The following is a 12,582-nucleotide window of genomic DNA, read 5'->3' on the forward strand; positions in this document are numbered from 1 at the left end:
ATGGGGGCTCTGACGAAAGCTGAAATGGCGGAACGTCTCTACGAGGAGCTGGGTCTGAACAAACGGGAGGCCAAGGAATTGGTCGAACTGTTTTTTGAAGAAATCAGACACGCTCTCGAAGACAACGAGCAGGTCAAACTGTCGGGTTTCGGCAATTTTGACTTGCGGGATAAACGCCAGCGGCCTGGCCGCAATCCAAAAACGGGAGAAGAAATCCCGATCACGGCTCGCCGTGTGGTCACCTTTCGTCCAGGGCAGAAGTTGAAAGCCCGAGTTGAGGCCTATGCTGGAACCAAGTCATAACGACGAGCTTCCGCCGATCCCAGGCAAACGCTACTTCACCATTGGTGAAGTCAGCGAGCTGTGTGCGGTCAAACCGCACGTGCTGCGTTACTGGGAACAAGAGTTTCCTCAACTCAACCCCGCCAAGCGTGGTGGCAATCGCCGGTATTATCAGCGCCATGATGTGCTGATGATCCGGCAGATTCGCGCGTTGCTGTACGACCAGGGGTTCACCATCGGCGGGGCGCGTCTGCGTCTCTCCGGCGATGAGGCCAAGGATGACAGCACCCAGTACAAGCAACTGATCCGCCAGATGATCTCGGAGCTTGAGGATGTGCTGGTGGTGCTGAAGAAGTGATTCAAGGTTTTAAAATACTTTGACATTTCAAAAGCTTGCGGTATATTTCTCCTCGCTTCCACAAGAAGCAAAACCCAGTTTCACGCCTAGTCGGGGCGTAGCGCAGTCCGGTAGCGCACTAGCATGGGGTGCTAGGGGTCGAGTGTTCGAATCACTCCGTCCCGACCATATTTCGTAAGGGGATCAAGCACTTAGGTGAATGATCCCCTTTCTCGTTTCTGGCTTGCGCAAAACTCGCGCAATACCTGCGCAAAACTACCCGGTGAGTTCACTGATATTTAGGTCAGGAATCGCCTCAGACCAGACGATTTCTTCATGGTCCCGTTGGTAGTTTTTGGTCATGCCCTCGCTCGCATGACCGGCAATTTTCTGACCGTCCTTTCCGGCCTTCTGGTACAGGTGCAGTGAAAGCGCCCTGACTTCATGAACGCCCGGCATCTCCTCCTCCTTCCACCCCGTGTAGCACCCGGCCGCCTCCCTGGCCTCCTTGAATGCCCGCGTCAAATATCGTTCTTCAACCTTGGTCCAGTGATCCTTGGTCTGTGCCTGCTTCTGTTTCAGGCGGTCCGGCTTCCGGTGCACCAGGTAGGGCGAAGCGATGTTGTCTCGGCACCGACTGATCACTTCCTGTAGCTCCGCTGTCACCCGAAAACGAATCCAGGCGGCGTCACCGGCCTTAGCTGTTTTCTTCTGCACGACGTACAAGAAGCCCTCTCGAACGCCGTCGAAGCGCATATCGAGGATGTCGGTGCGCCTTTGAGCGGTGATCAGCGCAAGATCAATAGCGTTTCGCAACCAGGACGGGGACTTCTCGCGAATGGCTTTCAGGCCATCTACCGTGTGGCGTTTGCGCTGCTTCTTCTCGATACGGTTGATTGTGCTGGCGGCTGGATTGTCAGGGCACAGGCCCTTGGCTGCTGCGTGGTTGAATATATCCACCAGCAGTGCCCTGCATTGGTTGGCCGTCCTCGGGGTGAGCTCATCCAGCATTTCCGCAATCATGCGGATCGTGATCTGGTCTACGGCCTTTCCTTCGAACTGCTTGCTAAAGCGCCTGAAGTGCACTGCATACAGGCCCAGGGTGCCCGCGGCAAGTTCGCGCGGAGGCAATACGTCGCTCTCGTATTTGTCGAGGAAGCCAGAGAATGACGCCGACGAGGCTGACAGTACGGCACCGACCAGGTCGGCACCGCGCATGAACTCCAGATTTAATTGCTTTGCTGCATCAATGGCCTTGATGCGATCGGTGCCGAATTGAAACCACTTACCGTCGGTGGGCCGCCGGTAGCGATAGGTTGAGCGCCGAGAATCGAAGTACAGGTTCTGCGGGAGGCTCTTGTTCGCCTTGTTGCGCGGCCGTGGGACCATCATGCGGCTCCTTTCAATACCATTGCGACAAGATCGTTTCCGGCCGACTTACTGAAGGCCGCCCAGTCGATGTACCAGAGCTTGCCAATTTGCTCGCCAGGAATCTGGCCGTTACGAATGTGATTTCGAATTGCCTGGGGGCACGGCGGAGTTCCATTCTCCCCCCAGCGCCGGCGCTGAAACTCACTGATCTTGATCAGCTCTCTTTTCATTTTTTGCTCAATGCCGCCCCATGGCGGAAGAAGGTGGTTATTGGGTGGCCTTTGCGATTGCCTCGGCGAGCCTGACTTGAGTGCCATTGCCGTTGCCGGCCGGCTTTATACGGTTGATGACGGCAAGGGCTTCCCTGGCGGCCGACAGCAGCTCTTCCTGATTGGCATGTAACCGGACGAGTTCTTCCACCGACTGCCGGTGCAGCGCGATATCTGTGCCCAGTGCCACAGTGGTGCAGCCGCTGTATTTCTGGATTCGGGAGTTGAGTCGGGCCAGCAGCGGCCGGCTGCCAAATATGTGGGGCATGAGGATTCCTCGCCGCCCATGGCGGCAGTGGGTCAATTAGATTGCTTGTCACTATCGGGCCCTGGCGGGGCTGGCCAAGCGTTCTGAATGATGTGAATAGCGATGCACAGGGAGGCGATGAACCAGGCCATGGTCCCGACGAATGCGATGACCAGGCCTTTCACCGTTGCGGCGCCGAGTTGCTCGGGCGCGAACATAAAGAACCAGGCCCCGGTAATAAGTAGGTAGACCAATGCACCCATGAGGGCGACGAACAGTTTCCAGGCGGGCATGCGGATTCCTCGCCCGCCGTCGGCCGGCGGGCTGTCATAGAGTTGAATGGGATTACTTCGACTTGTTGCTGTCTTGACGCTTGCGCGCTGCGAGGACCAAGGCCTTGGACGTTTTGGCAACGCCACCCGCAACGTCGTCAGGAAGAATCGCGGTCATGCAGTGAGGGCAGAGCGGTGCCATCTTCGTGCTGCGCCAGGCGTCATCCATCACTTTCGCGGCCCGGCTGCGTATCTGGAATTTCTCGGCCTCGTCCAGTTCGCTACGCCGGCGTTTCAGCGAACTCATTCCGGCACTGAACACCTCAACAATCCCTATGAAAGCGTCAAATGCCTCGACCTCGGCTTCGCAGTCGCTGCACCAGACACGCCTTTCTTTGTCGTCGTAGACCAGCCTCTTGTGTCGGCAGGCGCTTCCCGGGCGGCGCGTCATGCCCCGGGCAACCCGAAGGTCTTCGATCTGCACGACCTTCACGCCGTACAGATACTCCTGGGGCTCAGTGGGGGCGTCACTCATGGCCCACCTTCACGCCGGCGGCATCAATGGCCTTGAAGCACGCATTGCGCATGCGGATCGCAGCATGGTGGGCGTCCAGCCAGCTGTCATCGATCGCGTCTTCTGGTGGTTCCGGTTCAGGGTCGACCGTTGGCAGATCCACCACCAGGGTCTCGCGGGATCGCTTGAACCAGTACCAGGCCCGGGCGGTCCGAGGCTCGCTGTAGCTATCGCCCTGGCGCTGTAGCTTGACGAATGTCACCGGCACACCGCTGTTGTCCTCGCTGAACGCCTGTTCGAACTGTTCCTGCATTGTCTGTTTCACGGCTTCGGCCCCTTGTAGATGAGCCAGGCCATGTAGGCGAGGGCGATCATGGCGTCACCCTCTGGACGGGAAATTTCGGTACCGGCACTGCGCGGCGCCCCCAGATGCAGACCGGACCATCTTCGGCGTCGTGGATCGACAGGATGAACCAGCCTCTTTCCGCTGGGGCTTGGATATCCCACTTGGAGCAGTCGCACTGGCCGTCATCCATGTAAGCATCGAACACGTCGACGGGCACATCGCTTTCCATGTAGGTGATTTTGGTTTCCACCTGGTGGCGCAGGCACCATTCCTGGAATTGCGCCTCAGTAATCTCGTCGTCGAACTCCGACAGGTAGTCAGGGTGTGACCACCAGCTATCAGTGTCGCGCTCGACCGGCACCGGTTGGATCAAAACGGTTTCTTCAGGCATGACGATTCCTTGGCCGCTGCTCGGCGGCTGACTTGAAGGGGGAGGCGTTACTGCGGACAGGGGTACAAATGTACTCCTGTCGGGATTCTGCTGACTTACCTGCCTTCTTCTGCTGGCGGGCCTTGAAACGATCGTACGGGTCGTCGGGCAGGCCGGTCATGGGGCCGCTGGGGTGGATGCGCTTCATGTGGTCACCAGCTGCTGCTCCTGGCTAAGCGCCTGCTGGACCGCTTCGACAACCCGGCGCAGGTACGTGAACTTTTGGTTTTCTTCGACAGCCTTGCCATCGATGGAGTAATGCCACTCCTCGCCGAACAGCTCGGTCAGCAGCCTGCTGTGGTGCCAGCATTCGTTTGAGCTCTCGATGCCGCGCAGAGCGTCGATGTCATGCCAAAGCTCACGAGCTTCACCTTTGCTCAGCTCGCCCAGCTCCCAGTCGTGGCGCCCGGTCTGTTGCCGCCGGCGCTGGAAGATGCACTTCTTGGCCAGGGTATACAACGCGTCACCACTGAACACGGTAGCGCCGATCCCGTGATCCAAGCAGTTCAAGATGTAGTGCCAGTCGCAGTCGGAGACGAACTCTGCGGCGGTACGCGGCCCCATGCCTCCCCAATAGGCGTTCCAACTGTTGTCCCGGCAATTGATGGTGATCTTGTCCTGAGCGGTCTGGTAGTTCGGGTTGGATTCGGTCGGGCAGGCGCGGCGTCCGAAGTCTTCGAGGAATACGGTGATGGGATCGAGCCGCGGGGCGCCGGTGATGACCAGCTTCGTTACCGTGGAGCGCTCAACCTTCAGCACCTCGGCGGGTTTGTTTTCTGTGGGCATGAGTCGTCCTCGCCGGCCGTCACGACCGGAAGTGATGTCAAGGGGGAAAGTTTTAGGAAACGGAAGAAAAGGTTCCAGGTATACAAGCCAATCCGTCGTGACATCAGAATCAGTGGCACTTCAACTAAGCGGTGCTCAACATGAAACGACTGACCGAATGGATAAACCTGATCGCAGCCTCGATCCACTTGGCTACGGTGCTCATCGCCCTCGCGGGTAGCCAAGGATTACAGAGCCATCTCGACCCATGGCTATTCCTGCCCGGCACATGCCCGGCGGGTCGAGGTGCTACGATGGTGCCTTCCTCAAGCGGGCTGGCCCATGACAAAGCACGACATTTATGATGAGCACGAAGGCTTTCAGCTCTGGAACTATATGGAGTGCGACAAAGACGATGAGGGCCGGGAGACCTGGCGTATCAACGTCGAGGTGAAACGGGGTGGAGCGGTGGTGGTGCCGGTCATTGCGGGCGACCGAATCTTTCCTGACCGTGGTCTGGCACAGGTCGCCGGCCGGGAGCTGGGTGCGAAGCTGGTGAAGAGTCGCGGATAATTAGGGATCGGCTACAGTTGCTAGGTCATTCACAAGGAGGGCTGGAAAATGACCTGCTTAATTTGCAAAGGGGCTGCGGAGACCTACGAGTCTGGTGGCGATTGGCATGAGCGCAACTGCGCTGAGTGTGGCCGATATCGGGTATCCCGGACGCTTGTTGACACTATGGCGAGCCAGAAGCAGTCGTTTGATGTGGAGCGCACGAGGACTTGGATAGCGATGAACAAAGTCGCAACGGCGTCGCCAATTATCTCGAGCTTTGACGCGCCCAGGCATCAGCTGATTTCTTCCTGATACAGGGTCGTTGTCAGGCCATTTGGCGAAGAATGCGCTGGTCGATCCAGCGCACCACAGTGACCGCCTTGCTGTTCCCGATCGCCTTGTAGCGCGGGCCGTCAGGGCATTCCTCGGCTGGCTTGCCGCGCCAGGGGATCAGCGTGTAGTTGTCGGGCATGCCCTGGAGGCGCTCGCACTCGCGAGGAGTCAGGCGGCGTACCGAAGCGCCGACCTGTGCGGTTGGCATGCCTTGGCCGGCTTTGCCGCCGCCTCCAGATAGTGAGCCAGAAACTCCGCCGTCACCGTCTTCGTAGCGCACCTCGGCGCGCGAGTTCTCGGCGAACGCAGCAACCATGAGCGCGTTCTCTTGGCCGTTGTTTCGGCCCAAGGCGAACGCCGTGGTGCTGCTGGTGCCCGGGTCTTGCGTTCCGTGCACAACGAGCAGACCCGATTCTGCGTCCTGGTTGGTGGCGCTGCTGGCCGCTTTGCCATTGGCGCTGAGCGTTCCGGCCACGATGAACGCTTCCGAGTCGGCGCGGTGACTGCTCTGGGCCTGGGCTCTGAGTGCGGGTGCGGTGATGGGGATGTCGTCGAGCGAATACCCTCCGGACTTTCTGCCGCCGCCGGCGAGTGTTGGCGCAATGAAGAACGTCTCGCTTTCCATATCCAGACGGCTGTCCTTTGCGGTCAGTGTGGCCGACCGCTCAACCGAGCCTTCCAGGCTGTGCCCACCGAACGCCGGGATTCCAGCGAACACTTCAACCGCCGGGCCTTCATCTCCCTCGCAGTTCGGGCACCCGTATGGGCCTAGGTCTTCTCCGAAGACGTAACTGCACCCGCACTGGAGCGCAGGGCCGAAAGGAGCTGTTCCGGTAACGTCTTGCCCCTCGCCTCGGCGCGGCGCAGTATCCCGGCGCACGCCTTCTCGCTCAAAAAGTACCTCGAGGGGATCGAACCCGTCTCGAGCACTTGCGACAACGAACACACGACGGCGTCGTTGGGCCAGGCCGAAATATTGGGCGTCCAGAACCCGCCATGCGGCTGTTCTCGTGGGTCCATACACACAACCAGCGTCCTTCCATTTTCCCCCTGGCGGCTGAAGTTCTTGGGATTCGCCCACCAGAGCGCCGAGGAAGCAGCCGAACGCGTTGCCTTTGTCGGAGAGGACGCCCGGGACGTTTTCCCAGACGTCAACGGCTGGCGGCTTTCCGTCGGCGACTCGAACATAGTCAATTGCATCTGCAAGCTCCACGTATTTGATGGTGAGGGCACCGCGCGGATCGGCCAGGCCTTCGCGCATTCCGGCCACGCTGAATGCCTGGCATGGCCTACCGCCGATCAGCACCTCGGGCGCCGTGATCTTGCCGGCCAGCACCAGAGCCGCCAGGCGGGTCATGTCGCCGAGGTTTGGAACGCCGGGGTAGCTGTGCGCCAGGACCGCCGAAGGAAAGGGCTCCATCTCGGCGAACCAGGCTGCGCGCATGCCCAGCGGGTGCCAGGCTTGTGTCGCAGACTCAATGCCGGAGCAAACAGAGCCGTAGGAGATGGGCATAGTGGCGCCTCGCCTGTATATTTGGTCTTTTGGGGGATGGGAGGGAGTATGAGTATTCCAAGGGCTAGCTATTTCGACACTGATCGCAACAAGCAAATTCTATCTAATATGGTGATTAAGGTTCGTAGTGGGTTGGATGCATTAAGAGATAGCGATAATGCTAAGTATAAGTTCCTGCTTGAGTTTATCGGGGTTACACTTTCTCACGTTGAGAGTTATCCCGAGAGCTTTGACGAAAGATGCATTATGAATATTGCTTCTTTGGGGGATAGATTTATGGAGGAAGTGAGAAAGTTTGACTTGGGTGAGGTAGATGCAGAGTATCTTTTTGCACACTGCTACAGATTTGTAATCGAGTATCAACTTAGTAGTCCTCATCCGATTTCGTCCGATCTACTCTCGCTTCTGTCTCGTGTGTCTGATTTCGAATACGGGGTTGCGGCTACGCAAGTTAGATATGCTGGTCATCAAATGTTAATTAATATCGTTCAGCATTACTTGTATCACCCAAGTCTGACCTCCTTAAAAGATTTGCCGGAAGTTATCAAGCGCTCTGAAAGCCAACAAAAGGACGCTGAAAAATCTATCTTGGATAGAGAAACCCGAGTGAGCGCTTTGGCCGAAAAGCTTGAGACGTATGAAACTGCATTTAATTTTGTTGGCCTTTATTCGGGTTTCAAAAATCTGAGGGCAACAAAGGTTTCGGAGAGGAGGTGGAATTTTTCCTTTCTTTTGGTGCTTGGTTTTTTGTTGTTGATTCCCATGGTTGTTAAATTTTTTAGTGTGCTCGGTGCTGCTGCAAAATCTGACCCGGACTTCATTGGACTTGCTGCTCTGGCTGGTTTGGAATTGCTGCTCCTCTATTTTTTTAGGGTCGCCCTTCAAAACTTTCGTTCTATTAAGGCCCAGTTGCTTCAGATTGATTTGCGGATGACACTATGTCAGTTTGTACAGAGTTATGCTGAATACTCAAAAGGCGCACCTGAAGGTAGTGCTGGGTTGCTAGAGCGTTTTGAGCAGGTTGTCTTCAGCGGTATCGTTAATGATGAAAGTGCTATACCTTCAACATTCGATGGCTTAGATAAGCTTGCCGAATTAGTGGGAAAAATTCGCAAGTAAGCCGATAGGCTCCCTCGCCGGCTGGCATGATTCGTTGAGGTGAGGAAAATAATTCTTGAAAATAGCGGAGTGCTTCGATGCAATGTTTAAACTTTAGGTTTTTTTGCACTGTTCTTCTTTGTGGATGTGCGCTGATTTCGTGCCTGCTATGGATCCGGTCTGCAACTGTAAAAGCTCCATATGTCGACAAAACTAACGAAGACGGATGGACTCAAGCATCGTTGACCCAAATCACAGATAAAGGTGCTTTTGACATCATTGCGACAGCAGACCTACAGACTCAATGGAATAAATGGGCAGCTGGGTTCGCTGCGGCATCTGCAGTTTTTCAGGCAATTCTTGCGTACATTTCCTACTGAGTTGCTGTGGTTTTTACGGTAGTAGGCGAAGCCTGGCTCAGGCCGCCGCCTGCTGCACCTGCACCTGCACCTGCGGCTTCGGCGGCCAGTCCGTGAAACCGACCTTCGGCGCCTTCGTCTTCGGGTTGATGATCGGCTCGCCCTTGGCGTCCACCAGCACGGCCTTGGCCTTGATGCGCATGTCGCGGCACCTCAAGGTCTTGCGAGCGAGCTCAATGAACTGCTCGGCGTACTGCGGGGCGTCGAACATGGGCGAGAGCTGGCGAACCGTAGCCCCCCCCCATGATCTTTTCGATGCGTTTTGGTGCGGCGATGCGGTGGACGTCAGGCGGAAGCGCGCTTGAGCTGGTCGTTCAGCAACTGCGGCAGCCGGCGCAATACCAGGGTGCCGTTTGCTTCGTCGAACTCGATCTTGTCGCCGAGCAGGTGCGATTCGAAGCTGATCGACAGCCCTTCGGCGCGCCCGGTGAAGCGCCGGAAGCGGTTGATGGTCTTCTTATCGGCTGGGATGGTCAGCGGATAGGCCGTAGTCCTTGTCACGGATGAAGTCGGCGAAGGCCTTGGGGTTGTCCTCGTCGATCCGCTCCGACAACTCGTCCCGGCTAACCGGTTCGCCCAACTTGGCCTGAGCCAAGGAGTAGCTGACCAGGGCGTGGGTCTTCTCGCGGGTCGACTCTTCGCCCAAGTCCTCGCTTTCGACAAAATCGCTGAACGCCTTGAGCAGCGTGCGGGTCTCGCCCGGGCCGTCAATCCCTTCCTGGCAGCCGATGAAGTCGCGGAAGTAGTCGCTGATCTTGCGTCCCTGTTTGCCCTTCAGGTACGAGATGTACTGGCGTGACCGCGGGTTGTTCTTCCACTCGCTGATGTTGATGCGCGCGGCCAGGCGGATAACCACGAGCACCGGCACAGCCGAATCCGCTTCGTGACCCCGGCCGAACGGCACCGTGGCCAGGATCATCAGATCCTGGCTCGGCGTCATGAGCTGTACGAGCAAGCCCGGGAGAAAAGCCCGGAACGCTGGTCTGGACAGACGCGAAACTGGGAGCCGATGGGTACGGTGCTGTTGAACCCTGATCGGGAGCCGCAGGTCGAGAAAAGAGCGGCATAGTTAGACGGTGACGCGACAACTACCTTGAAAAACGCCGCCGACATAGAGAGGAATAATTCGTGGTGTTGCTGACTGTGGTCGACGGCCTGCACGTGAAGCGGCTGCGTACGCGCTGGCGTGCTTGGGCGTAGTGACTCTGGCACAAGGATACGCAACAGATTTGAGGGCATCACTGATGCTAAGTGGCCATGACTCGTTGTAAGGTGGGCGGAAGCCGCGAGTGTGAAGGTGTGTACGGGGGGCCGATTCTTGGCCATTTTTTTCTACTGATGATTTAGATCGAGCCCCGGACAACCTAATCGCAAATCCAGACGGCTCTAGAGGCCAGCATGCCATGAGCGTTCAAAAATCGCGTCACAATCACTACGTACCGGTTTGGTACCAAAAAAGATTTTTGCCTGCCCCCGGTGTTCGATTTTTTTACCTCGACTTGCGAGCTCCAATACCGGCACAGGCAATAACCAAGCGATCTCCAAAGGGCTGTTTTGCAGCCCCGGATCTCTATACCACTTGGTTCGGTGTTGCGGCCAACGATGAGATCGAGCGGCTGCTATTCGGCGACCTCGATAACACGGGTGCAGTCGCTGTTAAACAGCTTGTAACGGGGAGTCCTGCTGAGGTGCATCACGCGTTTGAGCCGTTCTTCACTTTTTTGGGGGCGCAACGGATGCGAACACCCAAGGCATTGGACTGGATCAAGGAGCGGTATCTTGGGCTTGAGCAGAATCCGCTCATGGGAGAGATGCAGCATTTATTGAACTTGAATCTCACCCTGTGGGGTGAAGGCGTTCGAGAGATCGTGTCAGCCAAGGATTCGGACGTAAAATTCCTTATCACGGATAGCCCTGTTACGCTTTACAACCCTGCTTACCTGCCGGAAGAGAACCTCGCAAGCGAGCCCTCATCCCATTGGAATGGCACGCAGATCATCTACGCGCTCGATGCCGACCATCTGTTAATTCTCACACACCTCGACTATGCCAAGACGCAACCAAACCTTGATCTGCTAGCCGACCGGATAAATTCACGGAGTGTAGGTCGCTCGCTGGTTAATACCCAGAGCTGGATTCGAACCAGGTCACTCTCGCGTGAAGAGGTGATCAGCATCAACCATGTCCTCAAGGTGAACGCCTGCCAATACCTGGCTGCTGTGGATAAATCCTGGCTGTACCCTGAGCAGCACTTCGCAGGAAATTGGGTGGACATCGCAGCAGTGTTAAAACCTCCAGATGATGGGCTGTTTAACTTTGGCGGTGAAATGTACATCGGGTATCAGGATGGCTCGGTCGATTATCAGGACTCCTATGGACGAAGCTCGAAAAGTCATGAGTATCTTGCCAAAAAGGTAGATGAAGCTTCGTTGGAGGATGACCACCTATGTGGTTGTGGCAACGGGAGCGCTTATGCCGAGTGTTGCAAGCTTCTTCCCGCAGCGATGCGTCCTAGTTGGACTGTCGCCAGCCTGCGCGAGCGCAATCTGATATTCATTCGTAGAGTCTGCAGCGTGCTTGGACTGGACGATGGTAAAGAGTGGATCGACATACAGACCGAGCTAAGCGACGAACAGGTCGTTGAGATCCACAAGGCAATAACCACGATTTGGCCGGAGGATACGAATCTACGCGAGCTATGGCCGCGACCTAACCCGAATAAATTTCGAGGGGTGTATATGGGGCTGATTGATCCACGAACAGTGATCGATAGTGTGCTCAACTGGACGACGTATTTCGATGAGATCGTCTTACTCAATCCATTCCCAAACCCCTCCAGCGTCACTCCAAAATTCAACCCCATCGAGAATCCTAGACAGCACAAAGCACAGACGCTCAAAAATGTATTTTTGCTGATGCAGCTTGAGCCCTTCATCGAGGCGGGAATCGTTCACCTGGTTCCCGACCCTGCTGATCTAGACCTGAGCTTTCGTCGTGCTTTCATGGCTATCGCCAGAGATAAATCTGAAATCCCGGGACTTGGAGAGGACGAGACCGGGCTATTTGAGAGGTTGCTCAAAGAAGACACGTCACGGGCGATTACTCAGCGCCCTTTGGAAAGTGTGATCAGTCACATTCGCCAGGCGAACCCGCATGTGCCATTGGACGAAGCGACGCGGGCTGCAATTGAAATGCAGCAGCTACGACGTCTCGACCCTTTCGCTTTGCTACAGCCTCCGGGCGACGGTGATCTATTGATCGTACGCAGCATGAATCTTGAGCTAGGAATGCTTACCGCACAGCTCATGGGGGCTGTCTTGTATGCCGACCACTTACCATTCTGGCGGTTATTACAAAACGCAGTTACCTCGGCAACTGTGCCCGCCGATGTGCTATGGACGCCTTTGGTTGCGGCAATTGAAACAGCTGAGTTTGTAATACCGTTTGACCCGCTTGAGGTCTTCCAGATCAGAGCGGAGCCTGTTGCTATCAGCCTGAGGGAGGCTTTCCGTGAGCTTATGAGGGCCCTGCAGTCAGCCATACAGGTAAGTCCGGAAAAGGCCGTCGAGATCGCCGAAAAAGTAACGAACGCATTGCATGAGATGAGGGCGCGATACGAAGGGCCTGAGCACCTTTCAACTGCAATCTATGATGTGGAATGCGCTATCCCCTGCGGAGGACTCGTCTACACGCCGGTGCAGCGCTTGGCATTAAGCTACGGGCCCGACACAGCGGAGCGGTGTGTTCCGATGACGTTATTCATGAAGAGACGAGGCGGATAAGCAGTAGCCAGTATCGTAAACATTGGCTGAGGAGACGCAAACCTCAGAC

At 56.4% G+C, this 12,582-nt stretch carries 16 protein-coding genes, 1 tRNA gene and 2 pseudogenes; 7 read left to right on the forward strand and 12 right to left on the reverse strand.

Annotated elements, in window-relative coordinates; all coding sequences use genetic code 11:
• The 3 genes from ihfA to CWE01_RS08985 all read left to right on the forward strand — a co-directional run bounded on the left by ihfA (position 1) and on the right by CWE01_RS08985 (position 808).
• Positions 1 to 303 carry an integration host factor subunit alpha gene (gene ihfA / locus CWE01_RS08975; protein ID WP_002553164.1) on the forward strand — a complete coding sequence of 101 codons (303 nt, stop codon included), beginning with the start codon at positions 1 to 3 and terminating at the stop codon, positions 301 to 303.
• Positions 284 to 640 carry a MerR family transcriptional regulator gene (locus CWE01_RS08980; protein WP_017128239.1) on the forward strand — a complete coding sequence of 119 codons (357 nt, stop codon included), beginning with the start codon at positions 284 to 286 and terminating at the stop codon, positions 638 to 640. The genes ihfA and CWE01_RS08980 overlap by 20 nt, the downstream gene beginning before the upstream one ends.
• 91 nt (positions 641 to 731) lie before the next feature.
• Positions 732 to 808: transfer RNA gene (locus CWE01_RS08985), tRNA-Pro, on the forward strand.
• Between the two features lie 87 nt (positions 809 to 895).
• Here the strand turns inward: CWE01_RS08985 and CWE01_RS08990 are convergent.
• From CWE01_RS08990 to CWE01_RS09030, 9 genes are read right to left on the reverse strand one after another with little or no spacing between them, the layout of a single operon-like run.
• Complete coding sequence (locus CWE01_RS08990; RefSeq protein WP_100940178.1) at positions 896 to 2,008, reverse strand: phage integrase Arm DNA-binding domain-containing protein; 1,113 nt, start codon at positions 2,006 to 2,008, stop codon at positions 896 to 898.
• Positions 2,008 to 2,220, reverse strand: a complete 213-nt coding sequence (locus CWE01_RS08995) for a hypothetical protein (protein WP_100940179.1) — start codon at positions 2,218 to 2,220, stop codon at positions 2,008 to 2,010. Before CWE01_RS08995 ends, CWE01_RS08990 begins: the two co-directional genes overlap by 1 nt.
• A gap of 37 nt (positions 2,221 to 2,257) precedes the next feature.
• Positions 2,258 to 2,527, reverse strand: coding sequence for a hypothetical protein (locus tag CWE01_RS09000; protein WP_100940180.1), 270 nt, complete (start codon positions 2,525 to 2,527; stop codon positions 2,258 to 2,260).
• 32 nt (positions 2,528 to 2,559) lie between these two features.
• Positions 2,560 to 2,799, reverse strand: a complete 240-nt coding sequence (locus CWE01_RS09005) for a hypothetical protein (protein WP_100940181.1) — start codon at positions 2,797 to 2,799, stop codon at positions 2,560 to 2,562.
• A 52-nt stretch (positions 2,800 to 2,851) separates the two neighbouring features.
• Entirely contained in the window at positions 2,852 to 3,313 is a 462-nt protein-coding gene (locus tag CWE01_RS09010; RefSeq protein ID WP_100940182.1) for a hypothetical protein, read from the reverse strand.
• Complete coding sequence (locus CWE01_RS09015) at positions 3,306 to 3,617, reverse strand: hypothetical protein (protein WP_157815195.1); 312 nt, start codon at positions 3,615 to 3,617, stop codon at positions 3,306 to 3,308. Before CWE01_RS09015 ends, CWE01_RS09010 begins: the two co-directional genes overlap by 8 nt.
• A gap of 46 nt (positions 3,618 to 3,663) precedes the next feature.
• Positions 3,664 to 4,029, reverse strand: coding sequence for a hypothetical protein (locus CWE01_RS09020; protein WP_100940184.1), 366 nt, complete (start codon positions 4,027 to 4,029; stop codon positions 3,664 to 3,666).
• Positions 4,022 to 4,216, reverse strand: coding sequence for a hypothetical protein (locus CWE01_RS09025; RefSeq protein WP_100940185.1), 195 nt, complete (start codon positions 4,214 to 4,216; stop codon positions 4,022 to 4,024). The genes CWE01_RS09020 and CWE01_RS09025 overlap by 8 nt, the downstream gene beginning before the upstream one ends.
• A complete protein-coding gene (locus CWE01_RS09030) occupies positions 4,213 to 4,854 on the reverse strand; it encodes a hypothetical protein (protein WP_100940186.1) in 642 nt (213 codons plus the stop codon). Before CWE01_RS09030 ends, CWE01_RS09025 begins: the two co-directional genes overlap by 4 nt.
• Positions 4,855 to 5,175: 321 nt before the next feature.
• Here CWE01_RS09030 and CWE01_RS09035 point away from each other — a divergent pair, with 321 nt between their 5' ends.
• On the forward strand, positions 5,176 to 5,406 hold the full coding sequence (locus CWE01_RS09035) for a hypothetical protein (protein ID WP_100940187.1): 231 nt from the start codon (positions 5,176 to 5,178) through the stop codon (positions 5,404 to 5,406).
• 307 nt (positions 5,407 to 5,713) lie between these two features.
• On the opposite strand, the gene CWE01_RS09045 is transcribed toward CWE01_RS09035, so the two are convergent.
• On the reverse strand, positions 5,714 to 7,234 hold the full coding sequence (locus tag CWE01_RS09045) for a DNA cytosine methyltransferase (RefSeq protein ID WP_100940189.1): 1,521 nt from the start codon (positions 7,232 to 7,234) through the stop codon (positions 5,714 to 5,716).
• A gap of 48 nt (positions 7,235 to 7,282) precedes the next feature.
• Between CWE01_RS09045 and CWE01_RS09050 the strand changes: the two genes are divergently transcribed.
• Positions 7,283 to 8,353 carry a hypothetical protein gene (locus CWE01_RS09050; RefSeq protein WP_100940190.1) on the forward strand — a complete coding sequence of 357 codons (1,071 nt, stop codon included), beginning with the start codon at positions 7,283 to 7,285 and terminating at the stop codon, positions 8,351 to 8,353.
• Positions 8,354 to 8,749: 396 nt separating this feature from the next.
• Here CWE01_RS09050 and CWE01_RS09055 read toward each other — a convergent pair whose 3' ends face one another.
• Together CWE01_RS09055 and CWE01_RS33820 are read right to left on the reverse strand one after the other, a co-directional pair.
• Complete coding sequence (locus tag CWE01_RS09055; protein WP_100940191.1) at positions 8,750 to 8,962, reverse strand: hypothetical protein; 213 nt, start codon at positions 8,960 to 8,962, stop codon at positions 8,750 to 8,752.
• A gap of 74 nt (positions 8,963 to 9,036) precedes the next feature.
• Positions 9,037 to 9,601, reverse strand: a pseudogene (locus CWE01_RS33820) (nucleoid-associated protein); the annotation flags it as partial.
• On the opposite strand from CWE01_RS33820, the pseudogene CWE01_RS09065 reads away from it, so the two are divergent.
• Both CWE01_RS09065 and CWE01_RS09070 read left to right on the forward strand, forming a co-directional pair.
• A pseudogene (locus tag CWE01_RS09065) lies at positions 9,602 to 9,820 on the forward strand (IS3 family transposase); the annotation flags it as partial.
• Between the two features lie 334 nt (positions 9,821 to 10,154).
• The gene (locus tag CWE01_RS09070; protein ID WP_100940192.1) at positions 10,155 to 12,533 is read left to right on the forward strand and encodes a DUF4238 domain-containing protein; all 2,379 of its coding nucleotides are present in this window, start codon (positions 10,155 to 10,157) and stop codon (positions 12,531 to 12,533) included.
• The last annotated feature ends 49 nt before the right edge of the window (positions 12,534 to 12,582 follow it).

It is taken from the genome of Pseudomonas sp. QS1027, assembly GCF_002814235.1.
Taxonomy (GTDB): Bacteria; Pseudomonadota; Gammaproteobacteria; order Pseudomonadales; family Pseudomonadaceae; genus Aquipseudomonas.

What these genes read in the sequence shown, in the direction of transcription:
- ihfA (WP_002553164.1), top strand. Translation starts at nt 1, where the DNA reads ATGGGGGCTCTGACGAAAGCTGAAATGGCGGAACGTCTCTACGAGGAG.
- CWE01_RS08980 (WP_017128239.1), top strand. Translation starts at nt 284, where the DNA reads ATGCTGGAACCAAGTCATAACGACGAGCTTCCGCCGATCCCAGGCAAA.
- CWE01_RS08990 (WP_100940178.1), bottom strand. Translation starts at nt 2,008, where the DNA reads ATGGTCCCACGGCCGCGCAACAAGGCGAACAAGAGCCTCCCGCAGAAC.
- CWE01_RS08995 (WP_100940179.1), bottom strand. Translation starts at nt 2,220, where the DNA reads ATGAAAAGAGAGCTGATCAAGATCAGTGAGTTTCAGCGCCGGCGCTGG.
- CWE01_RS09000 (WP_100940180.1), bottom strand. Translation starts at nt 2,527, where the DNA reads ATGCCCCACATATTTGGCAGCCGGCCGCTGCTGGCCCGACTCAACTCC.
- CWE01_RS09005 (WP_100940181.1), bottom strand. Translation starts at nt 2,799, where the DNA reads ATGCCCGCCTGGAAACTGTTCGTCGCCCTCATGGGTGCATTGGTCTAC.
- CWE01_RS09010 (WP_100940182.1), bottom strand. Translation starts at nt 3,313, where the DNA reads ATGAGTGACGCCCCCACTGAGCCCCAGGAGTATCTGTACGGCGTGAAG.
- CWE01_RS09020 (WP_100940184.1), bottom strand. Translation starts at nt 4,029, where the DNA reads ATGCCTGAAGAAACCGTTTTGATCCAACCGGTGCCGGTCGAGCGCGAC.
- CWE01_RS09025 (WP_100940185.1), bottom strand. Translation starts at nt 4,216, where the DNA reads ATGAAGCGCATCCACCCCAGCGGCCCCATGACCGGCCTGCCCGACGAC.
- CWE01_RS09030 (WP_100940186.1), bottom strand. Translation starts at nt 4,854, where the DNA reads ATGCCCACAGAAAACAAACCCGCCGAGGTGCTGAAGGTTGAGCGCTCC.
- CWE01_RS09035 (WP_100940187.1), top strand. Translation starts at nt 5,176, where the DNA reads ATGACAAAGCACGACATTTATGATGAGCACGAAGGCTTTCAGCTCTGG.
- CWE01_RS09045 (WP_100940189.1), bottom strand. Translation starts at nt 7,234, where the DNA reads ATGCCCATCTCCTACGGCTCTGTTTGCTCCGGCATTGAGTCTGCGACA.
- CWE01_RS09050 (WP_100940190.1), top strand. Translation starts at nt 7,283, where the DNA reads ATGAGTATTCCAAGGGCTAGCTATTTCGACACTGATCGCAACAAGCAA.
- CWE01_RS09055 (WP_100940191.1), bottom strand. Translation starts at nt 8,962, where the DNA reads ATGTTCGACGCCCCGCAGTACGCCGAGCAGTTCATTGAGCTCGCTCGC.
- CWE01_RS09070 (WP_100940192.1), top strand. Translation starts at nt 10,155, where the DNA reads ATGAGCGTTCAAAAATCGCGTCACAATCACTACGTACCGGTTTGGTAC.